At 64.9% G+C, this 20,597-nt stretch carries 19 protein-coding genes; 7 read left to right on the forward strand and 12 right to left on the reverse strand.

Translation table 11 applies throughout. The features are described from left to right. Positions 1 to 50: 50 nt before the first annotated feature. The 5 genes from AB7G19_RS38505 to AB7G19_RS38525 form a co-directional block, all read right to left on the reverse strand. Positions 51 to 1,451 (reverse strand): aspartate ammonia-lyase, encoded by a 1,401-nt coding sequence (locus AB7G19_RS38505; protein ID WP_014491544.1) that lies wholly within the window; start codon positions 1,449 to 1,451, stop codon positions 51 to 53. Positions 1,452 to 1,478: 27 nt separating this feature from the next. Beyond that, a complete protein-coding gene (locus AB7G19_RS38510) occupies positions 1,479 to 2,018 on the reverse strand; it encodes a hypothetical protein (RefSeq protein ID WP_085400964.1) in 540 nt (179 codons plus the stop codon). 122 nt (positions 2,019 to 2,140) lie between these two features. Then, positions 2,141 to 2,743 carry a YqaA family protein gene (locus AB7G19_RS38515; protein WP_081369120.1) on the reverse strand — a complete coding sequence of 201 codons (603 nt, stop codon included), beginning with the start codon at positions 2,741 to 2,743 and terminating at the stop codon, positions 2,141 to 2,143. Positions 2,744 to 2,876: 133 nt separating this feature from the next. Then, positions 2,877 to 3,281: a phosphoribosyl-ATP diphosphatase gene (gene hisE, locus AB7G19_RS38520; protein ID WP_028147364.1), complete on the reverse strand. Its 405-nt coding sequence runs from the start codon at positions 3,279 to 3,281 to the stop codon at positions 2,877 to 2,879. A 133-nt stretch (positions 3,282 to 3,414) separates the two neighbouring features. Further along, positions 3,415 to 3,792 (reverse strand): hypothetical protein, encoded by a 378-nt coding sequence (locus AB7G19_RS38525; RefSeq protein WP_441268782.1) that lies wholly within the window; start codon positions 3,790 to 3,792, stop codon positions 3,415 to 3,417. Positions 3,793 to 4,019: 227 nt separating this feature from the next. Between AB7G19_RS38525 and AB7G19_RS38530 the strand changes: the two genes are divergently transcribed. From AB7G19_RS38530 to AB7G19_RS38555, 6 genes are all read left to right on the forward strand, one after another. Further along, complete coding sequence (locus AB7G19_RS38530; RefSeq protein WP_085400962.1) at positions 4,020 to 5,069, forward strand: ABC transporter substrate-binding protein; 1,050 nt, start codon at positions 4,020 to 4,022, stop codon at positions 5,067 to 5,069. A gap of 91 nt (positions 5,070 to 5,160) precedes the next feature. Beyond that, positions 5,161 to 6,957 carry a glucan ABC transporter ATP-binding protein/ permease gene (locus AB7G19_RS38535; RefSeq protein WP_085400960.1) on the forward strand — a complete coding sequence of 599 codons (1,797 nt, stop codon included), beginning with the start codon at positions 5,161 to 5,163 and terminating at the stop codon, positions 6,955 to 6,957. Between the two features lie 176 nt (positions 6,958 to 7,133). Then, the gene (locus AB7G19_RS38540; RefSeq protein ID WP_135215749.1) at positions 7,134 to 8,603 is read left to right on the forward strand and encodes a D-alanyl-D-alanine carboxypeptidase family protein; all 1,470 of its coding nucleotides are present in this window, start codon (positions 7,134 to 7,136) and stop codon (positions 8,601 to 8,603) included. Positions 8,604 to 8,794: 191 nt separating this feature from the next. Beyond that, positions 8,795 to 10,480 (forward strand): long-chain fatty acid--CoA ligase, encoded by a 1,686-nt coding sequence (locus AB7G19_RS38545; RefSeq protein WP_085400957.1) that lies wholly within the window; start codon positions 8,795 to 8,797, stop codon positions 10,478 to 10,480. Positions 10,481 to 10,496: 16 nt separating this feature from the next. Next, a complete protein-coding gene (locus tag AB7G19_RS38550) occupies positions 10,497 to 11,051 on the forward strand; it encodes a DUF924 family protein (RefSeq protein WP_085400955.1) in 555 nt (184 codons plus the stop codon). Positions 11,052 to 11,147: 96 nt separating this feature from the next. Next, positions 11,148 to 11,633 (forward strand): peroxiredoxin, encoded by a 486-nt coding sequence (locus AB7G19_RS38555; RefSeq protein ID WP_007597501.1) that lies wholly within the window; start codon positions 11,148 to 11,150, stop codon positions 11,631 to 11,633. Positions 11,634 to 11,792: 159 nt separating this feature from the next. Here the strand turns inward: AB7G19_RS38555 and rnhA are convergent, their stop codons facing one another. Genes rnhA through ispH form a run of 3 tightly spaced genes read right to left on the reverse strand, consistent with a single transcriptional unit; the run spans position 11,793 to position 14,212 of the window. Continuing rightward, positions 11,793 to 12,257: a ribonuclease HI gene (gene rnhA / locus AB7G19_RS38560; RefSeq protein WP_135215750.1), complete on the reverse strand. Its 465-nt coding sequence runs from the start codon at positions 12,255 to 12,257 to the stop codon at positions 11,793 to 11,795. Continuing rightward, a complete protein-coding gene (locus AB7G19_RS38565; RefSeq protein WP_085400952.1) occupies positions 12,254 to 13,237 on the reverse strand; it encodes a homoserine kinase in 984 nt (327 codons plus the stop codon). The genes rnhA and AB7G19_RS38565 overlap by 4 nt, the downstream gene beginning before the upstream one ends. Positions 13,238 to 13,243: 6 nt before the next feature. After that, positions 13,244 to 14,212: a 4-hydroxy-3-methylbut-2-enyl diphosphate reductase gene (ispH, locus tag AB7G19_RS38570; protein ID WP_063985850.1), complete on the reverse strand. Its 969-nt coding sequence runs from the start codon at positions 14,210 to 14,212 to the stop codon at positions 13,244 to 13,246. A 265-nt stretch (positions 14,213 to 14,477) separates the two neighbouring features. On the opposite strand from ispH, the gene AB7G19_RS38575 reads away from it, so the two are divergent. Continuing rightward, entirely contained in the window at positions 14,478 to 15,173 is a 696-nt protein-coding gene (locus tag AB7G19_RS38575; RefSeq protein ID WP_085400950.1) for a DUF1013 domain-containing protein, read from the forward strand. Between the two features lie 305 nt (positions 15,174 to 15,478). Here AB7G19_RS38575 and AB7G19_RS38580 read toward each other — a convergent pair whose 3' ends face one another. The 4 genes from AB7G19_RS38580 to AB7G19_RS38595 all read right to left on the reverse strand — a co-directional run bounded on the left by AB7G19_RS38580 (position 15,479) and on the right by AB7G19_RS38595 (position 20,562). Continuing rightward, positions 15,479 to 16,225: an OmpW/AlkL family protein gene (locus AB7G19_RS38580; RefSeq protein ID WP_135215751.1), complete on the reverse strand. Its 747-nt coding sequence runs from the start codon at positions 16,223 to 16,225 to the stop codon at positions 15,479 to 15,481. Positions 16,226 to 16,406: 181 nt separating this feature from the next. Beyond that, on the reverse strand, positions 16,407 to 16,676 hold the full coding sequence (locus tag AB7G19_RS38585) for a hypothetical protein (RefSeq protein ID WP_441268783.1): 270 nt from the start codon (positions 16,674 to 16,676) through the stop codon (positions 16,407 to 16,409). A gap of 260 nt (positions 16,677 to 16,936) precedes the next feature. Beyond that, complete coding sequence (locus AB7G19_RS38590; RefSeq protein WP_085400945.1) at positions 16,937 to 18,847, reverse strand: propionyl-CoA synthetase; 1,911 nt, start codon at positions 18,845 to 18,847, stop codon at positions 16,937 to 16,939. Positions 18,848 to 19,176: 329 nt separating this feature from the next. Further along, positions 19,177 to 20,562 (reverse strand): tetratricopeptide repeat protein, encoded by a 1,386-nt coding sequence (locus AB7G19_RS38595; RefSeq protein ID WP_441268784.1) that lies wholly within the window; start codon positions 20,560 to 20,562, stop codon positions 19,177 to 19,179. Between the last annotated feature and the right edge of the window lie 35 nt (positions 20,563 to 20,597).

Below are 20,597 nucleotides of genomic sequence, written 5' to 3' on the forward strand. Positions count from 1 at the left end.
CGTTACCGCAATTCCAACATGCGGAATTCGCTACGCAAACGCGGGCGGCATCACCCGATCAAATCCGGATTGATCAGCCGCTCGAACGAGAACATCTCGTCCCATTTCTCCTGCGTCAGCAGCTTGCGTTCGACCACCACGATCTGGTGCAGCGACTTGCCGCTCTTGTAGCCCTCGCGCGCGATCTCGGCGCATTGCTTGTAGCCGAGCAGCGGCTTCAGCACCGTAACGATGCCGAGCGAGTTCAGCACCATGTTGCGGGTGTGCTCCTCGTTGGCGGTGATGCCGACAACACAGTTCTCGCGCAGGCTGTTGACCGCGCGCTCCATGGTGCGGATCGAGAAGAACAGCGCGAACGAGATCACCGGCTCCATCACGTTGAGCTGAAGCTGGCCGGCACTTGCGGCCAGCGTCACCGTGGTGTCGAGGCCGATGACGAGGAAGCTGGTCTGGTTGACGACCTCGGGGATGACAGGGTTGACCTTGCCCGGCATGATCGACGAGCCCGGCTGGAGCTGCGGCAGGTTGATCTCGTTGAAGCCGGCGCGCGGGCCCGAGGCCAGCAGGCGGATGTCGTTGCAGATCTTCGTCAGCTTGCTCGCCGTGCGCTTGAGCACGCCGGAGAGCTGCACATAGGCGCCGGTGTCCGAGGTCGCCTCGACGAGATCGCCGGCGAGGATGAAGTCGACGCCGGTCAGCGCGCTCAAATGCCGGACCGCGAGTTTTGGATAGCCGACAGCCGCAGTGACGGAGGTGCCGATCGCGGTGGCGCCGAGATTGATCTCGCGCAGCAGCGCGCGCGCCTCGGAGATGCGGTCGACCTCCTCGCCGATCGTGGTGCCCCAACCGCGGAATTCGGCGCCGAGCGACATCGGCACGGCGTCCTGAAGATGCGTGCGCCCCATCTTCAGCACGCGCTCGAACTCGCGGCCCTTGGTGAAGAAGGCCTCCTGGAGCTGGCGCAGCGCCGTCATGTAGCTCTCGAGCCGCAGGATCAGCGCCAGCCGGAACGCGGTCGGATAGGTGTCGTTGGTCGACTGGCCGTAATTGACATGGTCGTTCGGGCTGACATGCTGGTAGTCGCCCTTGCTGAAGCCGAGCGATTCCAGCGCGAGATTGGCGATCACCTCGTTGGCGTTCATGTTGGTGGAGGTGCCGGCGCCGCCCTGGATGAAGTCGGTGACGAACTGATCCATCATGTCGCCGGCGATGACGCGGTCGCAGCCCTGGATGATCGCGTCCGCAACTTTCGCATCGACCGCGCCGAGGTCGCGGTTGGCCATCGCGGCAGCCTTCTTGACGTAACCGAGCGCCTTCACGAAGTAAGGCTCCTGGTTCATCGGAATGCCGGTGATGTGGAAGTTCTCCTTCCCGCGGATGGTCTGGACGCCGTAGTAGATGTCGTCGGCGATCTCGCGCTGTCCGAGGAAGTCCTGCTCCGTGCGGCTCATGGGCGCTCCTTTGCTGGCGCTACGTCCTCAGTTCTGGCACAGCGCGCTGGTGACGAAGGTATCGGTGCGGCAGTCATCCGGTTTGCGTTGCCGGCCCGGGATCAGAACCTTGGCCGAGCATTTTTCCGCGGAATCGGCGTTCAGGCTCTTGCCTTCCTTGTAGCCCTTGCTCTGGCAGAGCTGGTCGGCGGCCTGCTTGCAGTCGGGCGCGCCATTCGACGAGGCGGGGCAGGCCATGCGCCCCGACACCATGGCCGACGGCGTCGCCAGCCGCGACAGGTCGTTCATGGTCTCGCTCGGGCTTTTGATCGGTGGCAGGATCGAGGGCAGCTTGTCGAACAGCTTGCCCATTTCGTTGATCAGTCCGGGATTTTCCTCGCGCGCCGGCGGCGACGAAGGAGCTGATGTCGAGGGCGGCGGCGCGGTCTGCGGTCCCTGCTCCTGCAAGCCGAGCGCCGGCGGCGCGGATTGCGGCCAGCTGGTGCTGCCGGCACCGAGCAGGAGCGAAAGCACTGCGAATATCAGCGTCCCCGGTCGGAGGACCGGATTGCCGGATCGAACCATCATGACGGCAACCGTAGCCGAACCCGGCGCAGCGGCAAAGCGCGGGGTTATTGAGCGAACATGATCTTTGCGGAGAACGGCTTCACACGTTGCGCTGAGGCGGCCCTTCGGGTCCGGATCATTCCCTAGATCAGCTTGACCGCTACGACGAAGCCGAGCACCAGCACGGCGGCGCCGAGCGCCACCCAGAGACCGAGATGCTTCTCGATCCTGACGCGGATCCAGTCGCCATAGCGGTTGAGCAGGATCGCGACGATGAAGAAACGGCCGCCGCGCGCGACGATCGAGCACAGGATGAACAGGCCGATATTGTAACCGGCAAAGCCCGAGGTGATGGTGACGAGCTTGTAGGGGATCGGTGTCAGGCCCTTGAGCAGGATGATCACCGCGCCCCATTCCGCATAGGAGGCGCGGAAGGCATCGACCTTGTCGCCGAGACCATAGACCTGGATCAGCCAATGGCCGACCGAGTCAAACAGCAGCGCACCGATGGCGTAGCCCAGCAGACCGCCCACCACCGAGGTCGCGGTGCAGACCGCGGCGTAGAGCCAGGCGCGCTGCGGGCGCGCCAGCGACATCGGGATCAGCATCACATCCGGCGGGACCGGAAAGAAGGAGCTTTCTGCGAAAGCCACGGCTCCCATGATCCAGAGCGCGTAGGGCTTGTGGGCGGCGTCGATGCACCAGTCGTAGATACGTTTCAGCATGGCGCCGCGATGAAGCACCATGGGACGGATTTGTCCATCGCGAGTTTTGTGACGATTTGGCGTGATCCGGAACAGTGTGTCGCGGTTTTCCGAAAGATCGCGCGCAAACAACAACCTAAAGCGCGATGACGCTTTGCTCCGGTTTCACCGCGCTTTAGTGGCGCTTGCGCGAGACGCGCCCTTCCAGCGCGACAATTGGCCGCCTGGCGGCAACGCGCGGTGACGCGACTTTGGGCAGCTTCATCGGCGACTTCGGCAGCTTCTCGGCAATGCCGAGCATGTCTTCCCGCCGCGCCATCTCGCGCCAGACATCCTCCGGGCGCACGCCGGCCGAGGCCCAGAGCACCGTGAGATTGTAGAGCAGGTCGGCGCTTTCCCGGATCACGGCCTCGCTATCGCCATTGACCGCGTCGATGACGACCTCAATGGCTTCTTCGGCCAGTTTCTTCGCCATTTTGGATGGCCCACGCTGAAACAGCCGGGCGGTACGCGATGTTGCCGGATCAAGATCCTTGGCCGCGAGCACAGCCAGATATAGCCGCTCAAGCGAATCACTCATGGTACTCAAAACTACCCTAAACCAATGGCGAGCGCGTTAACGCGCAGGGTTAAAAGCGAAAAACAGGCCGCCGCGGCAAGCGCGACGGCCCGTTGTGGTCAAGACTTGGTAGCCAAGGACTTGGTAGCCAAGGCTAGTAGCAGTTCTGCATGTAGCCCTGGCCACAGAGCTCCGACGGAGCCGTGCCGCCATAGCGCTGATATTGGTAGTTCGGGCCCGGGCCGAAGTAAGGACCGTAGGCGGGGCCACTGTAATAGGCAGGGCCGCCGTAATAGCCATAACCCGGACCCGGACCGTAATCATAAGCGTAGGCGTCACGGGTCGCAGCGATCGCAAGGCCGGTGCCGATGATGCCGGCAAAGGCCGCGGCAGCCGCAGCACCGCCGCCACCGCCATGCCAGTGGCGGCCGCCTGCGTATGAGGCGGTCGGGGCGACCGCGGTCAGCGCCAGCACCGCGGCGGTGGCAAAGACGGCCTTGCGGCCGGCAAATCTCGAAAATCGGTCAAACATGTCCTGGACCCTCCTTGGGACCTCGAATGGTGCCTGACGACAGGCTCATGTCTTTCAAACACCCGCAGCCCATGTTGGGTTCCGGAACCCCAACAGAAGCTGAACGGGGTTGCGTCATGATCACGCAACCCCCGCTCATCCGCCGTTCATGTTGGCGCGCGCAGGCTCGTCGCTGGCCGGCGCTGCGAGCGTCACGAAACCACAACAATGCGGGACCGGCGCCACTGATGTTTGCATTCAAGACGATCGCCCTTCGCGGCCTGCTGGCCATTGCAATCTCGCTCGCCGCGCTGGCTGCGCGCGACGTCAGCGCGGCCGAGACTGCTGCGCCGTCCACCGCGATCCACTTCACATTCGATCGTCCTGTCGATGCGAGCATGGCGCCGTTCTTCCTTGCCGCGAAGGACGGCAATTTCGGCGCCGAGCGTCTCAACGTGTCCTTCAAGAGCGCCACCGGATCGCCGGAGGCGCTCGCGCGCGTCGCCAAGGGCGACAGCGAGCTCGCGCTCGTCGACATCAACGAGCTGATCCGCTTTCGCGACAAGGACGATGCGGCGCCGGTCAAAGCCGTGTTCGTGTTGTTCAATCGCGCGCCTTACGCGATCGTCGCGCGCAGGAGCCGCGGCATTCACTTGCTGCCCGACCTCGACGGCAAGACCGTCGGCGTCGCCGACGGCGATCTGTCGATGCGGCTGTGGCCGGCGCTGGCGCAGCAGAACGGCATCAACGCGTCGCAAGTGAAATTCCACAAGATCAGCGCCGCGGTCCGCGAGCCGCTCCTCTCCGCGGGCCAGGTCGATGCCGTCGCCGGCTTCAGCTATCTCTCGGCGGTGAACCTGCGCGACCGCGGCGTTCCCGGTGGCGATCTCGTGGTACTCCGCTATGCCGACTATGGCTGCGAGGCCTACGGCTTCGCCGTTGTGGCCAACCCCGCTTTCGCCGCCGCGAAGCCCGACGCCGTGAAGGGCTTCGTCCGCGCATTGATCGCCGGCGTCAACGCGACCATCAAAGAGCCGGCCCGTGCGGCGGACGAAGCCACGAGCCGGATCGACGACGGCGACCGCGACCTCGAGCGGGAACGCCTGCGCAGCGTGCTCATCGACAACATCCTGACGGACGAGGTCAAGCGCAACGGCCTCGGCGGCATCGACCCGGCGCGCCTGGACCGCTCGATCGACCAGATCGCGCAGGATTTCAAATTTCGCAAACGGCCGGCGGCCGGCGATATCTTCGACGACCGGTTCCTGCCGCCGGTCGCGGGACGACTGATCAACTGAGCAAAACCCGCAGCTTCCGCTGTATCTCGCGGGCGATCCCTGATTAGAATGTGGACTCACCTCGTTCGATCCGCCTGAGTTCCTCGCCCGCATGTCCATTTTCAGCCTCTACACCCGCGTTCTCGAGCTGCTCGGCAAGGAGGCGCGGCTGGGCTGGCTGCTGGCGTTCGCCAATCTGCTGCTCGCCGCCTCGCAGTTCGCGGAACCCGTGCTGTTCGGCCGGATCGTCGACGTGCTCTCCGGCAAGTCGGTCGCCGGGTCGAATTCGGCCTGGCCGTTCCTGCTGGCCTGGGTGGCGTTCGGGCTGTTCACCATCGGCTGCAGCGCGATCGTGGCTTTGCAAGCCGACCGGCTCTCCCACCGCCAGCGCCAAGCGGTGCTGACCGACTATTTCGAGCATATTCTGCAACTGCCGCTGACCTTCCACTCAGGCACCCATTCGGGCCGGCTCATGAAGGTGATGCTCAACGGCACCGATGCGCTGTGGCGGTTGTGGCTCGGCTTCTTCCGCGAGCACTTTGCCGCGATCCTGTCGGTCGTGGTGCTGCTGCCATTGTCGCTCTACCTGAACTGGCGGCTCGCGGTCCTGCTGTTCGTGCTCTGCGTCGTCTTCACCGCGCTGACGACCTTCGTCGTGCGCCGAACCTTCGGCATGCAGATGCAGGTCGAGGAGCACTACAGCGAGCTCTCCGCGCGCGCCTCCGACGCGCTCGGCAACGTCGCGCTGGTGCAGAGTTTTGTGCGCGTCGAATCCGAGGTGAAGGGCTTGCGCTCCGTCGCTGATGACCTGCTCGCGGCGCAGATGCCGGTGCTGTCGTGGTGGGCGCTCGTCACCGTCATCACGCGCGCCTCCACCACCATCACGGTGCTCGCGATCTTCACGCTCGGCATCGCGCTGCACGACCAGGGGCTGACCTCCGTCGGCGAGATCGTGATGTTCGTGAGCTTCGCGACGATGCTGATCCAGAAGCTCGAGCAGGTCGTGAGCTTCATCAACAACGTGTTCATGGAAGCCCCGCGGCTGCGCGAGTTCTTCAACGTGCTCGACGCCGTGCCCACAGTCCACGACCGCCCCGACGCGATCGATGCGGGGCGGCTCTCCGGCCTCGTCGAATTCAACGACGTCACCTTCTCCTATGACGGCAAGCGGCCGGCGGTCGAGGACCTCTCCTTCACCGCGCTGCCCGGCCAGACCATCGCGCTGGTCGGTGCGACCGGCGCCGGCAAGTCGACCGCGATCGCGCTTCTGCATCGCGCCTTCGATCCGCAGTCCGGCTTCATCAGGATCGACGGCATGGACGTCCGCGGCGTGACGCTGACGTCGCTGCGCCGGAACATCGGCGTGGTGTTCCAGGAGGCGCTGCTGTTCAACCGCTCGATCGCGGAGAATTTGCACGTCGGCAAGCCGGATGCGACCGAAGCGGAGATGCGCAAGGCCGCGGAGCGCGCGCAGGCGCTCGAATTCATCGAGCGCAGCGGCGGCTTCGAGACCAACGCCGGCGAGCGCGGCCGCATGCTCTCCGGCGGCGAGCGCCAGCGGCTGTCGATCGCCCGCGCGCTGCTGAAGGATCCGCCGATCCTGATCCTGGACGAGGCCACCAGCGCGCTCGACGCCGTCACCGAGGCCAAGGTGAACGCCGCTCTCGACGAAGTGATGAAGGGACGTACCACGTTCGTGATCGCCCACCGTCTCTCCACCATCCGCAACGCCACGCGGATCCTGGTGTTCGAGAACGGCCGCGTGATCGAAAGCGGAACTTTCGATGAACTCGTGGCCAAAGGCGGCCATTTTGCCGAGCTCGCCAGGGCCCAGTTCATGGTTCAGGAAAATGCACGGGCCAGCGTGACGGCCGCTGAGGCTGCGGCGACTGCGGTCAAGTCCCCATAGCATCGTCGAAATTCGGCCTATTTCATCACGGAATACCCGGCCGAAGCCCCTATTCTCGACGCACAAGCCGGTATAGGTTTGCGACGCCGCAAGCGGCGGCGCCGGATTTCAGAACCGAACATCAGATCACGAGAGCCGACCGGAACCGGCGGGTCTCCAAGGACCGGAATCGGATAGTGCACGCCCTTCGCCCGCTGCTTCGCAAGTCCCTGTTCAACCTGTTCGCCGCGGCCCTCGCATCCGCGGTGCTGCTTGCGCCGCGCACGGCCAGCGCCGAAGCACTGCTGCTGATCGAAGCCGACAGCGGCAAGGTGCTGCAGGCCGAGAACGCGACCATCCCGTGGTATCCGGCCTCCGTCACCAAAATCATGACGGCCTACGTGACGCTGAAGGCGGTGAAGGACGGCAGGCTCACGCTCGACACGCTGATCACGGTGTCGCCGACGGCGGCTTCGCAATCGCCGTCGAAGATGGGGTTCCGTCCGGGAACGCAGCTCACCGTCGACAACGCGCTGAAGATGATGATGGTGAAGTCGGCGAACGACATGGCCGTGGTGCTCGCCGAAGGCGTCGGCGGCTCGATCGACGGCTTCTCGGCGATGATGAACGACACCGCGCAGAAGCTCGGCATGACGCAGACGAGCTACGTCAATCCGAACGGCCTGCCCGCTGACGGCCAGATCACGTCCGCGCGCGACCTCGGCATTCTCGCGCGCTCGTTCCTGCGCGACCTGCCGGAATACGAATATTTCGTACACATCCCGGCAATCCGCTTCGGCAAGCGCGTCACCGGCAATTTCAACAAGCTGATCGGCCGCTACCCCGGGGCCGACGGTTTCAAGACCGGCTTCATCTGCGCCTCCGGCTACAATCTCGTGGCGTCGGCCACGCGCAACGGCCGCCGGCTGATCGCCGTCGTGCTCGGCGCCAACTCCGGCACTGCGCGTGCGGTGAAGGCGGCGCAGCTGCTCGAGCGCGGCTTCAGCCAGGACAATCTTACCTGGCTCCGCCCCTCGCTCGGCACCGTCGACAGGCTGGTGCCGGTCGACGCCTCGCCGCCGAACCTGCGCGAGGACATGTGCGGCGGTCATCGCAAGCGGCCGGCCAGCGACGATGACGACGCGCTGATCGCCACCAATGGCGGCACGTCCGGATCGGCCTCCGCCACCGGCGGCGAAGCCCAGGTGACCTTCTTCACCGCGGGCCTTCAGCCGCCCCTGATGAAGGCCTCCGAGCTGATGGCCACGGCGCCCGCGGCGGCCGAGCCCGTGCTGGTCTATACCGGCCCGACCCGCACCGGCACTGCCCTGATCGCGGCGGTCGCGGCCGATGCCGACCAGCAGGCCACGCCAAAGCCGCGTGGCAAGAAGTCGCGCGTCGCCAGGAAGCCCGACGCGACCGACAAGCCAGCCGACAAGCCGAAGGATGCCAAGACGGCGGCGGCAAAGCCGGCTGCCGCCAAGCCTGACGCCAAGAGCGATACCAAGTCCGCTGCGAAGCCGGCCGGGACCAAGCATGCCGCGGCCAAGCACGATGCGGCGGCGAAACCCGCCGAGAAGCCTGCGGCAGGCGGCGATCAGGCGGCCAAGCCCGCCAAGCCCAAGGCCGCGACCAAGCCCGCCGCCAAGCCGGCCAACAACAGTTAACGGCACCCATCGCAAGCCGCGCCCGCGCTTCGCACCTGCGGCAGAGCGGCTTGCGACAATTCCAGTAGCCACTCCCTGACCTTTGTCCTAAGCCTCGACCGGCTTGCCACCCGTTCCGGCAGGCTCGATACTGGCCGCAATGAGGCAAGCCCGAGACACAACGGGCTCTGGTAAATTGAGGGGAGTTTTCCATGGAGCGCATCTGGCTCAAGCAATATCCGCCCGGCGTCCCTGCTGATATCGAGCCGACCCAATACGCATCGCTGGTCGACCTTCTGGAGGAGAGCTTCGCCAAGTTCGCCGACCGCAAGGCATTCATCTGCATGGACAAGGCGATCAGCTATCGCGACCTCGACCAGATGTCGCTGGCGCTCGCCTCCTATTTACAGGGCCGTGGCCTGCAACGTGGCGCCCGCGTCGCGATCATGATGCCGAACGTGCTGCAATATCCGGTCGCGACCGCTGCCGTGCTGCGCGCCGGTTTCGCGGTGGTCAACGTCAACCCGCTCTACACGCCGCGCGAGCTCGAGCATCAGCTCAAGGATTCCGGCGCCGAAGCCATCATCGTGCTGGAGAATTTCGCCCACACGGTCGAGCAGGTGATCGCGAAGACGCAAGTCAAGCATGTCATCGTCGGCAGCATGGGCGACCTGCTCGGCTTCAAGGGCATGATCGTCAACGTCGTCGTCCGCCGCGTCAAGAAGATGGTGCCGGCCTGGTCGCTGCCAGGCGCGGTGTCCTTCAACGACGCGGTATCGGCCGGCCGCAGCCTGACGTTCAACAAGCCGAAGCTGTCGCCGGGCGACGTCGCCTTCCTGCAATATACCGGCGGCACCACCGGCGTCTCCAAGGGCGCCACCCTGCTCCACCGCAACATCGTCGCCAACGTGCTGCAGAACGACGCCTGGCTCCAGCCGGCACTCGCCGCGCCGCCGCATGTCGATCAGCTGATGATCGTCTGCGCGCTGCCGCTCTATCACATCTTCGCGCTGACGGCCTGCTACCTGCTCGCGGTGCGCGCCGGCGGCTGCAATCTGCTGATCCCCAATCCGCGCGACATCGCGGGCTTCGTCAAGGAGCTGGCGAAGTACCAGGTCAACAGCTTCCCGGCCGTGAACACGCTCTACAACGGGTTGATGCACCATCCCGACTTCAAGAAGCTCGACTTCTCCAAGCTGAAGATCTCGAACGGCGGCGGCATGGCGGTGCAGCGCCCCGTCGCCGAGCAGTGGAAGGCCGTGACCGGCTGCTTCATCGCCGAAGGCTACGGCCTCTCGGAGACCTCGCCGACACTGACCTGCAATCCCGCGACCACGACCGAGTTCTCGGGATCGATCGGCATCCCCGTGCCTTCGACCTGGATCTCGATCCGCGACGACGACGGCAACGAAGTCCCGCTCGGCCAGCCCGGCGAGATCTGCGCCAAGGGCCCGCAGGTGATGTCGGGCTACTGGAACAGGCCGGAAGAGACCGACAAGGTGATGACCGCCGACGGCTATTTCCGCACCGGCGACATCGGCGTGATGGACGAGAAGGGCTACACCAAGATCGTCGACCGCAAGAAGGACATGATCCTGGTCTCGGGCTTCAACGTCTATCCGAACGAGATCGAGGAAGTGATCGCGAGCAATCCGGGCGTGCTCGAATGCGCCGTGATCGGCATCCCCGATTCCAAGTCGGGCGAGGCGGTGAAGGCGTTCGTGGTGAAGAAGGATCCCAACCTCACCGCGGAAGCCGTGATCAAGTTCTGTCAGGAGCAGCTCACCGGCTACAAGGTGCCCAAGCACATCGAATTCCGCACCGACCTGCCGAAGACCAATGTCGGCAAGATCCTGCGCCGGCAGCTCCGCGACGAGAAGAAGGCGGAGGCGGCGTAAGCCGCGCCTTGGGTTCATGACTGACGTCGGCGACATCACGCCATCAGGCATTCTCGCCTTCTGGCGCGAGGCCGGCCGCGAGCGCTGGTACAAGCGCAGCGACGCTTTCGACGCGGAGGTCGGGCGTCGCTTTCTTCCGCTATGGAAGCGGGCGACCGCCGGCGAGCTGGCCTCCTGGGAAGAAAGCGACGAGGGCGCGCTCGCGCTCATCATCGCGCTCGACCAGTTTCCCCGCAACATGTTTCGCGGCACGCCGGAAGCCTTTGCCAGCGACGCGCCGGCGCGCGACGTCGCCCGCCGCGCAATCGATCGGGGCGTCGATCGCAGGATCGATCCCATCCTGCTCGAATTCCTCTATCTGCCCTTCATGCATTCCGAGCACCTGCCCGACCAGTTACATTGCGTCGCGCTGTTTCAGAACACAGACAATGCCGAGAACCTGAAATACGCGCGGGAGCACGCCGACATCATCCAGCGGTTCGGCCGCTTTCCCCACCGCAACCGCCTGCTCGACCGCGCCACCACCGAGGAAGAACAGGCCTTCCTCGACGCCGGCGGTTTTGCCGGCTGATGACATAACGGTGAAGGACCACGACCCTCGCCGCCAATGTTGTGCAGCGCCGCCGCACGGTCTAAAAAGCGGGACCGATTTTCAGGGAGACTGACGATGGCGATCCAGACTGGCGACAAGCTGCCCGAGGCGAAATTCCGCGTGATGACGGCCGAGGGTCCGCAGGTGAAGACCACCGACGACATCTTCAAGGGCAAGAAAGTGGCGCTGTTCGCAGTGCCCGGCGCCTACACCGGCACCTGCCACAAGATGCATCTGCCGAGCATCTTCCTCAACGCCTATGCCATGAAGGACAAGGGCGTCGACACCATCGCCATCGTCTCCGTCAACGACGCTTTCGTCATGAACGCCTGGAAGCGCGATACTGACCAGCGCGACGAGGCCATCTTCCTCGCCGACGGCAATGCCGACTTCGCCAAGGCGATCGGCATGGAGCTGGACGCCTCCGGCAACGGCCTCGGCATCCGCTCCAAGCGCTATTCGATGCTGGTCGAGGACGGCGTGGTGAAGAAGCTGAACCTCGAAGCGATGCCCGGCAAGGTCGAGGTCTCCGGTGGCGATACGCTGCTGGGGCAGCTGTAAGCTTTAGGCCCCGGCTCCTTCCAAGCAGGAAGTCCCGTAGGGTGGGCAAAGGCGCGTCAGCGCCGTGCCCACCATCTTTCCTCGATTGAGAAAAAGCCGTGGGCACGCTTCGCTTTGCCCACCCCACGAAACCGGGCGACGCCGCCGACAGCGCGTCGCCTACTCCGCCACCCGCTGCTGCAACCGCGCCTTCACGATCCCGTCGCGCGCCAGTTGATCCGCGCGCTCGTTCTCCGGGTGCCCGGCGTGGCCCTTGACCCAGTGCCAGCGGACCTCGTGCTGCTTCAGCGCCGCATCGAGGCGCTGCCATAGCTCGACATTCTTCACCGGCTTCTTGTCGGCGGTGCGCCAGCCGTTGCGCTTCCAGCCGTGGATCCAGCCGGTGATGCCCTGCCGCACATACTGGCTGTCGGTGTAGAGATCGACGGTGCACGGCTTCTTCAGCGCTTCGAGCGCGGAGATCGCCGCCATCAATTCCATCTGGTTGTTGGTGGTGTGGCGTTCGCCGCCGTTCAGCTCTTTTTCCTTGTCGCCGAACTTCAGGATCGCGCCCCAGCCGCCGGGCCCGGGATTTCCCGAGCAGGCGCCGTCGGTATAGATCGTGACGAGGGGAAGCTCGCTCACGCGACCAGTCCTGACGGCATCAGCCCGTAGTCGCGCACGCTGGAAACGCTCTGGTGGAAGCGCAGCTTGCGAAAATATTCCAGCGGATCCTTGGGCTTGACCAGCGCCCCCGGAGGCACGTTGAGCCAGTCGACCAGCCGCGTCAGCAGGAAGCGGATCGCGGCGCCGCGCGCGAGCAGCGGCAGCGCGGCTTCTTCCGCCTCGGAGAGTTTTCGCACCCGGCGATAGGCATTGAGGAAGGCGCGCGCCTTGGTGACGTTGAACGAATGGTCCGGCTCGAAACACCAGGCATTCAGGCAGATCGCGACGTCATAGGCCAGCATGTCGTTGCAGGCGAAGGTGAAGTCGATGATGCCGGAGAGCTTGTCGCCGAGGAAGAAGACGTTGTCGTTGAAGAGATCGGCGTGGATCACGCCCTCCGGCAGATTGCTCGGCCAGACCCCGCTCGAGAGATAGTCGAGCTCGGCGGCGAGAAACGCATGCAGGCCCGGCTGGACCTCGTCGGCGCGGCTTGCCGCCGCGTCGAACAGCGGCCGCCAGCCGGAGACCGACAGCGCATTGCCACGCTTGATCGCAAAATTGGCGCCGGCCAGATGCATCCTGGCCAGCCCCTCGCCGACGCCGGCGCAATGGGCCACGTTCGGCTTGCGCGGCCAGACGCCTTCGAGAAAGGTGATGATCGCGGCCGGCCGGCCCGACAGCTCGCGCAACGCCTCGCCGTCCCCGGCCTTCACCGGCAGCGGGCAGGTGACGCCGTGCTCAGCGAGATGCGTCATCAGCGCGAGAAAGAACGGCAGGTCGGTCTTCGCCACGCGCTTCTCATAGAGCGTGAGGATGAACGAGCCCTTGCTGGTGTGCAGCAGGAAGTTGGTGTTTTCGACGCCCTCGGCGATGCCCTTGTAGGAGAGCAATTCGCCGAGATCGTATTGCTTCAGGAAATCCGCAAGCTCGTCGGCGGCAACGTCGGTGTAGACCGCCATAAAAGTCTACTCGGCGGCGGCTTCGGGGCGCACCTGGCGCGGCAGCGGGAAGAACTCGTTCTCTTCCGCGGCCGAGACCGTCTCCACATGCAGCGTGTAGCGCTCGGCGAACGCATCCATGATCTCCTCGACGATCACTTCCGGCGCGGACGCGCCCGCGGTGATGCCGAGGCTCTTGATGTTGCCAAACCTGGTCCAGTCGATGTCGGTGGCGCGCTGCGCCAGTACCGCGATCCCGCAGCCTTCGCGCTCAGCGACCTCACGCAGGCGCTGCGAATTCGACGAGTTCGGCGCACCGACCACGATCAGGGCGTCGACCACCGGCGCCACCTTCTTCACCGCGAGCTGGCGGTTGGTGGTGGCGTAGCAGATGTCTTCCTTGTGCGGGCCGTTGATGTTCGGGAAACGCTCCTTGAGCAGCGCCACGATCTCCGCGGTGTCGTCGATCGACAGCGTGGTCTGCGTCACGAAGGCGATGTTGTCGGGGTTCTTCGGGACGATGGTCTTGGCGTCCTCGGCGGTCTCGATCAGGGTTACGGCGCCGACCGGAAGCTGGCCGAGCGTGCCGACCACTTCGGGGTGGTGGGAGTGGCCGATCAGGAAGATCTCGCGGCCACGCTTGAAGTGGATCGCGGCCTCGCGGTGCACCTTGGTCACCAGCGGGCAGGTCGCATCCAGCGAGAACAAATTGCGGGAGGTGGCGTCGGCCGGCACCGATTTCGGCACGCCATGGGCCGAGAACACCACCGGCGCGGTGGTGTTTTCCGGGATTTCGGCGAGCTCTTCGACGAAGATCGCGCCCTTCTTCTTCAACCCGTCGACGACGTATTTGTTGTGCACAATCTCATGGCGAACATAGACGGGGGCGCCGTATTTATCGAGCGCCCGTTCCACGGTGTCGATCGCCCGGACCACCCCGGCGCAGAAGCCGCGGGGAGAACAAAGCACGATCTTGAGGTCTGGTTTGGCTGACATTGAGCGATCTCGGGACCGAATCACCCGTTTCGCCTTCTGGCGGGGGCGGTCAATGGATGGAATTGGGCTTTAATGGGTCTGCTAGGACTTTACAGGCGCTTCCAAGGGAATTGGGCCCCCTTTCGGGCTCTGTCAAGGCACTATCTATAGCAGAACCATTGCGTGGCTAGCCCCTCCGGGCTTATATAGCGCGAATTCCCTGTCATCGCTGATGACCACCGGTTTCGCCTCCAGAGGGGTGGGCGAAGCACAAAGGAGATTTGCCATGAGCAACGCACCTCTGATGCCCAAGGCGACCGCCGTCTGGCTGCTCGACAACACCGCGCTGACCTTCGACCAGGTCGCCGATTTCACCAAGATGCATCCCCTCGAGGTGCGCGCGATCGCCGACGGCGACGCTGCCCAGGGCATCAAGGGCATGGACCCCCTCTCCAACGGCCAGCTGACCCGCGAGGAGATCGAAAAGGGCGAGAAGAACCCGGATTACCGGCTCCGCCTTCAGGAGAGCAAGGTCGTGCTGCCGCCCCAGCCCAAGCGCAAGGGCCCGCGCTACACCCCGGTCTCCCGCCGCCACGAGCGCCCGAGCGCCATCCTCTGGCTGCTGCGCAGCCATCCAGAGCTCAAGGACGCCCAGATCATGCGCCTGGTCGGCACCACCAAGAGCACCATCGCCAGCGTTCGCGACCGCACCCACTGGAACACCTCCCAGCTGACCCCGATCGACCCGGTGACCCTTGGCCTTTGCTCGCAGATCGAGCTCGATTTCGAAGTGGCGCGCGCGGCGAAGGAAAAGCCGATCGACACAGCCTATGGCGGCGCCACCCTGCTGCCGGCCTCCGAGACCACCAAGAAGGACGAGTTCGAGCCGGCGGAGCGATCGAACGACGATCTCAACGTCGACGCCGTGTTCGCCAAGCTGAAGACGCTCGGCGGCAAGAAGCAGGACGAGGAGGAGGAGTAAGGCTCCGCTCCCGGTTACGATCGAACGCAATTCGAACGCGGCAGGGAAACCTGCCGCGTTTTTGTTTTGCGGAGACCCTCGCGATCGGCACAGATGCAGCCACACGCAAGCTGCAGTCCCCTCCCCCCTTGCGGGGGAGGGTTAGGGAGAGGGGTTGCCCCACGGGGACTTCCTCCATCAATTCAAAGCGTCTGGCGAAGCTCTCTCGCGCCTTTTGCTGGGCTGCCCCTCTCCCCCGCCCTCCCCCGCAAGGGGGGAGGGAGCGCAGGGTCAACCGCGGCCACAGCTCGTCTTCAAACAACGCGTCAAAACTTGTACGTCACACCACCACCGACCAGCCACGGATCGATATGCGCGGTGCCTGTGACCGGCAGGCCGCTGACGGTCGCTGAGTAATCCGGCCGCAGCCAGAGCTTCTTGACGTCGACGTTGAGACCCCAGTGCCGGTCGAGCATGTAGTCAAAGCCGAACTGCACGGCGCCGCCCCAGGCGTTGCTGACGTGCACGCTGGTGGTGGTGGCAACGATCGCGGGCGGACCGACGATGGCGGCTGGCGCATTGGCAGCCGAATTGTTGAAGAACACGGTGTAGTTCACGCCGGCGCCGATATACGGCTTGAACGCGCCGAAATTGTCGAAGTGATATTGCAAGGTCAGCGTCGGCGGCAGCAGCGTGGTCTTGCCGATCGGCAGGTTCGCGAGCGAGCCGTTGCCGCTGATCGAGTGCCTGGTCACGCCGAGGATCAGCTCGGCCGCGATGTTCTTGGTGAAGAAATAGCTGATGTCGAGCTCGGGCACGACCTGGTCGCTGATCGAGAGCCCGGAATTCGGCGACGACAGCGACGGCACGCCTGCGACATTGACGGTTGAGCCACCGGCATCCGGCAACACGCCGAGCACGCGCAGACGCACCATCCACGGATTGAACGCTTCTACCGGCGGCGGTGCCTTCTTATAGACAGGCAGATCGGCCGCCTGCACCGAGCCAAAAGTCCCCACGAGCATCGCGCCAACCGTCGCAAGCCGCGCCAGGTTTTTTGTCGTTCCGTTCATTGCATTCCCCTTCAGCCATCTCTCGCGCGTCGTTGCGCGACATCAGCGTCAGAGCAGAAAGGGGATGGTGATGGATTTGACGCCGATCAAATCAGGACTGACGCGACACGATTTGGTTGTGGCGTTGCCGATGTGTCACGAGAAACGCGAATGAATGCGCAGGATAATTCCGTAGCCGATGTCACGGCCGCTCGGGATGGTTCACCATGTACTCGCCGAGATCGCGCTGACGGCGGTCGGACCGGGCGGTGGCAGCGTTGCGCTGGACGTCGCGGTCCTTGCGGCATGCCACGTATTCGGGCGAGCCCTGCGCATAGCCGCGACTCTGACAGACCGCGTCGTCATCGTCACCGCCCACCGCCACCGGCGTCTGGTAGCGCGCGGAGCAGGCGGAGACAGCGATGGCGAGCAGCACGGCGACAAGCAGGCGCGGCGCGGTGGCGAGTGGCATACGAGGTCCCCTGTTGGCCGGCCCTGTTTAGCCCGGAATGAGGAGATTGTAAGTCCCTGGGCGTCGTTCTCCACGCGCTGTCATTCCCCGCGACCCGGCTACGCCAAGGCTTCGCCGGGGTTGAGGTCCAGGGGCGCCGAAGCTTTAGCGTAGGCGGCAGGCGGGGAATCCAGTACTCCGCGGCGGTCATTGGGTCACACAACTCCGGCCGCGGCGTACTGGATCACCCGCTTTCGCGGGTGATGACAGCGGAGATCGCCTCACACCCTGCCCTTCAGCGCCTCGCCGATCTCGTCCAGCACCTTGGGATCCTCGATCGTGGCCGGCATGGTCCAGGCTTCGCCATCGGCGATCTTCTTGATGGTGCCGCGCAGGATCTTCCCCGAGCGCGTCTTCGGCAGGCGGCCGACGGTGATGGCGAGCTTGAAGGCGGCGACGGGGCCGAGCCTGTCGCGCACCAGCGCGACGATCTCCTTTTCGATCTCCGCAGGCGCGCGCTTCACGCCGGCCTTGAGCACCAGGAAGCCGCAGGGCACCTCGCCCTTGATCGCGTCCTTGACGCCGAGCACGGCGCATTCGGCGACGTCCGGATGCGAGGCCAAAATCTCCTCCATGCCGCCGGTGGAGAGCCTGTGGCCGGCGACGTTGATGATGTCGTCGGTGCGGCCCATCACGAAGACATAGCCGTCCTCATCCTTGTAGCCGGCGTCCGAGGTTTTGTAGTAGCCGGGGAATTCAGTGAGGTAGGCGTCCTTGAAGCGCGCGTCCTGATTCCACAACGTCGGCAGGCAACCCGGCGGCATCGGCAGCTTGATGACGATCGAGCCCATGGTGTTGGGGCCGACGGGCTTTGCGGCTTCGTCGACGACGTCGACCTGGTAGCCCGGCATCGGCACCGTCGGCGAGCCATGCTTCACCGGCAGCATGCCGAGACCGACCGGATTGCCGGCGATGCACCAGCCCGTCTCGGTCTGCCACCAATGGTCGATCACCGGCACCTTCAACTGCTGCTCCGCCCATTCCACCGTCGGCGGATCGGCGCGCTCGCCGGCGAGGAACAGCGTGCGGAATTGCGACAGGTCGTATTGCCGGATGAACTTGCCTTCCGGATCCTCCTTGCGGATCGCGCGGAACGCCGTCGGTGCGGTGAAGAAGGCGACCGCCTTGTGCTCGCTGATGACGCGCCAGAACGCGCCGGCATCGGGCGTGCCGATTGGCTTGCCCTCGTACATGATCGACGTCGCACCATGCAGCAGCGGGCCATAGATGATGTAGCTGTGGCCGACCACCCAGCCGATGTCGGAGCCACACCACCAGACCTCGCCCGGCTTGACGCCATAGAGATTGAACATCGACCATTTGACCGCGACGAGATGGCCGCCATTGTCGCGCACCACGCCCTTGGGGATGCCGGTCGTGCCTGAGGTGTAGAGGATGTAGAGCGGATCGGTGGCGGCGACAGGCACGCAAGGGGCCTTCTTGCCGTCGTTCATCGCCTTGCGGCGAAGGCTCTCCCAATCGTAGTCGCGGCCCGGTGTGAGGTCGCAGATATGCTGGGAACGTTGCAGTACGATGCAGGCCTTCGGCTTCGTGCTCGCAAGCTTGATCGCCTCGTCGAGCAGCGGCTTGTACTGCACGATCCGGCCGGGCTCGATGCCGCAGCTTGCGGAGAGAATGAGCTTCGGCTGAGCGTCGTCGATGCGGGTGGCGAGTTCCTTGGCGGCAAAGCCGCCGAACACCACCGAGTGCACCGCGCCGATGCGCGCGCAGGCGAGCATCGCGACGACGGCCTCCGGCACCATCGGCATATAGAGGATGACGCGATCGCCCTTGGCGACGCCAAAATCCTGCATGATGGCGGCGAGCGCCTGCACCTCCCCCAATAGCTCGGCATAGGTGAACCTGGTGACCGAGCCCGTCAGCGGCGAATCATGGATCAGCGCGACCTGGTCGGCGCGGCCGCGTTCGACATGGCGGTCGAGCGCGTTGTAGCAGGTGTTGACGACGCCTCCCATGAACCAGCGGCCGTAGACGCCCTGCGAGGCATCGAAGATCGTCTTCGGCGGCTCGATCCAGTCGATCTCCGTGGCCGCCTCGGCCCAGAAGCCCTGGGGATCAGCCAGCGAGCGCGCATGGACCTCGTGATAGAGGCTCGTTCCCTTGACGTTCATTCCCGCGCTCCCATCCCTTTCGCCTAGCCTTGACTTGACCGACAGGACGAGCGTCCCGCCATGACAGGGATCAAGTGCCGGCGTTGTTTGAGAGGTATTTTCCCGGGAACGGGCCGCGGTTCAAGCTGAAAAGGATGGGTCTTTGGGAGGGAGGGAAGAAAGGCCATCGCAGCAAGCTGGAGCCACGACAAAGGTGAGCCCTCTCCCCCCTTGCGGGGGAGAGCGGGAGAGAGGGGTGGCCACGAACTCTGTCTGGAGTTTGTGGCCACCCCTCTCCCTAACCCTCCCCCGCAAGGGGGGAGGGAACGCAGTGTGCGCGTAGAGGCGCCTCAACTCTCCATCGCATTCAGCCGCTGCAACCGTTCCTGCATGACCTTCCTCAGATCATAGCCGGGCCGGCCGAAGCTCGTATTCCGCGTGGCGAGGAAATCGCGCTGGGTCTTGCGCAGGTCGCCGGCCGAACGGCCTTTCGTGGCCTTCAGCACGCGCTCATAGGTCTCGGCGATCTGGCGATCGAGCACGCCGAGTTGCGGATCGGCGCAGATCACCTTCTCGACCTCGCGCTTCGCCGTGGCGCAATCGAACGACGGGCCGTTGCCGGAATTCGCCGCGAGCGGACGCAGCGGCTCGGCGCCGAACTTCGCGATCTCCGCCATCATGGTGCGGCGGCCGTTGGCCGCGTTCTCGTTGCCGGGATCGAGCTTCAGCGCCGTCTCGTAATCGGCCAGCGCCTTCTTGCGCTCGCCCATCTTCTTGTAAAGCACCGCGCGGTTGTTGAAGGTCTGCGCGAAATTCGGATCGATCTTGAGCGCAGCCTCGTAGTCGCTGAGCGCCGCGCCAAGCTCGCCCTTGAGCTGGTAAGAGTCGCCGCGGTTGGTGAAGAAGTTCGGCCGCGGCGCCAGCCGCAGCGCCTGGTCGTAGTCGGCGATCGCCTTGTCGTACTCACCCATCGCGGCCAGCACCAGGCCACGATTGTCGTAATATTCGGGGACCTTCGGATCGAGCTTGATCGCCTCGCCGTCGTCGGCGACCGCCTTGTCGAGCTGACCGAGCTTCTTGTAGGCCGCGCCGCGATTGGTGTAGGCGCGCGGCCGGTTCGGATCGAGCCGCAGCGCCTCGCTGAGATCGCGGATCGCCTTCTCGTTGTCGCCACCGAGATAATAGTTCACGCCGCGGTCGGACCAGGCCTGCGCATCATCCGGCTTCAGCTTGATCGCCTGATCGTAATCGGCGAGCGCGCGGTCGAGCCGGCGCTGATTGGTGTAGACGACGCCGCGCAGCTCGTAGGCTTCCGCGTCCTGCGGATCGAGTTCGATGGCCTTGCTGAGATCAGCCGCGGCACGGTTGAGATCGCCGCCGGCCTCGCGCAGCAGGTCGCCGCGCAGGCGCCAGGCCTTTGCGTTCTTGCCGTCCAACGCGATGGCGCGGTCGATATCCCGCAGCGCCTGCGTGAGGCCGCCTGAGGTTCGCGCATTGGCGGCGGCGCGCACCAGCAGCGCGGCGGCGCGGTCGGAGCTCGAATTGGTGGTTTGGTCGATGATGGCGCCGCACGCCGTGATCAGTTCGGCGGGCGCAGTCTTGCTGCCCATCACGCAATCGACGGTAGCAGAGGCCGGGGCGGCGAGGATAAGGCTCATCGCGGCGCTGAGCAGGAAGGCGCGAAGCGGGATTTTGGCAAACGGGAACATTTGCGCGGAAGAACGCGTGCCGCACATCGGGAAGACTCCGTGACATCAGGTGTTCACCATTG

This window comes from Bradyrhizobium sp. 215_C5_N1_1, assembly GCF_052075935.1.
In the GTDB taxonomy this organism is placed as follows: Bacteria; Pseudomonadota; Alphaproteobacteria; order Rhizobiales; family Xanthobacteraceae; genus Bradyrhizobium; species Bradyrhizobium barranii.

Coding starts and splice junctions, on each gene's coding strand:
- AB7G19_RS38545 (WP_085400957.1), top strand. CDS start 8,795: ATGGAGCGCATCTGGCTCAAGCAATATCCGCCCGGCGTCCCTGCTGAT.
- AB7G19_RS38565 (WP_085400952.1), bottom strand. CDS start 13,237: ATGGCGGTCTACACCGACGTTGCCGCCGACGAGCTTGCGGATTTCCTG.
- AB7G19_RS38555 (WP_007597501.1), top strand. CDS start 11,148: ATGGCGATCCAGACTGGCGACAAGCTGCCCGAGGCGAAATTCCGCGTG.
- hisE (WP_028147364.1), bottom strand. CDS start 3,281: ATGAGTGATTCGCTTGAGCGGCTATATCTGGCTGTGCTCGCGGCCAAG.
- AB7G19_RS38585 (WP_441268783.1), bottom strand. CDS start 16,676: ATGCCACTCGCCACCGCGCCGCGCCTGCTTGTCGCCGTGCTGCTCGCC.
- ispH (WP_063985850.1), bottom strand. CDS start 14,212: ATGTCAGCCAAACCAGACCTCAAGATCGTGCTTTGTTCTCCCCGCGGC.
- AB7G19_RS38595 (WP_441268784.1), bottom strand. CDS start 20,562: ATGTGCGGCACGCGTTCTTCCGCGCAAATGTTCCCGTTTGCCAAAATC.
- AB7G19_RS38515 (WP_081369120.1), bottom strand. CDS start 2,743: ATGGTGCTTCATCGCGGCGCCATGCTGAAACGTATCTACGACTGGTGC.
- AB7G19_RS38510 (WP_085400964.1), bottom strand. CDS start 2,018: ATGATGGTTCGATCCGGCAATCCGGTCCTCCGACCGGGGACGCTGATA.
- AB7G19_RS38525 (WP_441268782.1), bottom strand. CDS start 3,792: ATGTTTGACCGATTTTCGAGATTTGCCGGCCGCAAGGCCGTCTTTGCC.
- AB7G19_RS38575 (WP_085400950.1), top strand. CDS start 14,478: ATGAGCAACGCACCTCTGATGCCCAAGGCGACCGCCGTCTGGCTGCTC.
- AB7G19_RS38535 (WP_085400960.1), top strand. CDS start 5,161: ATGTCCATTTTCAGCCTCTACACCCGCGTTCTCGAGCTGCTCGGCAAG.
- AB7G19_RS38550 (WP_085400955.1), top strand. CDS start 10,497: ATGACTGACGTCGGCGACATCACGCCATCAGGCATTCTCGCCTTCTGG.
- AB7G19_RS38530 (WP_085400962.1), top strand. CDS start 4,020: ATGTTTGCATTCAAGACGATCGCCCTTCGCGGCCTGCTGGCCATTGCA.
- AB7G19_RS38590 (WP_085400945.1), bottom strand. CDS start 18,847: ATGAACGTCAAGGGAACGAGCCTCTATCACGAGGTCCATGCGCGCTCG.
- AB7G19_RS38580 (WP_135215751.1), bottom strand. CDS start 16,225: ATGAACGGAACGACAAAAAACCTGGCGCGGCTTGCGACGGTTGGCGCG.
- AB7G19_RS38505 (WP_014491544.1), bottom strand. CDS start 1,451: ATGAGCCGCACGGAGCAGGACTTCCTCGGACAGCGCGAGATCGCCGAC.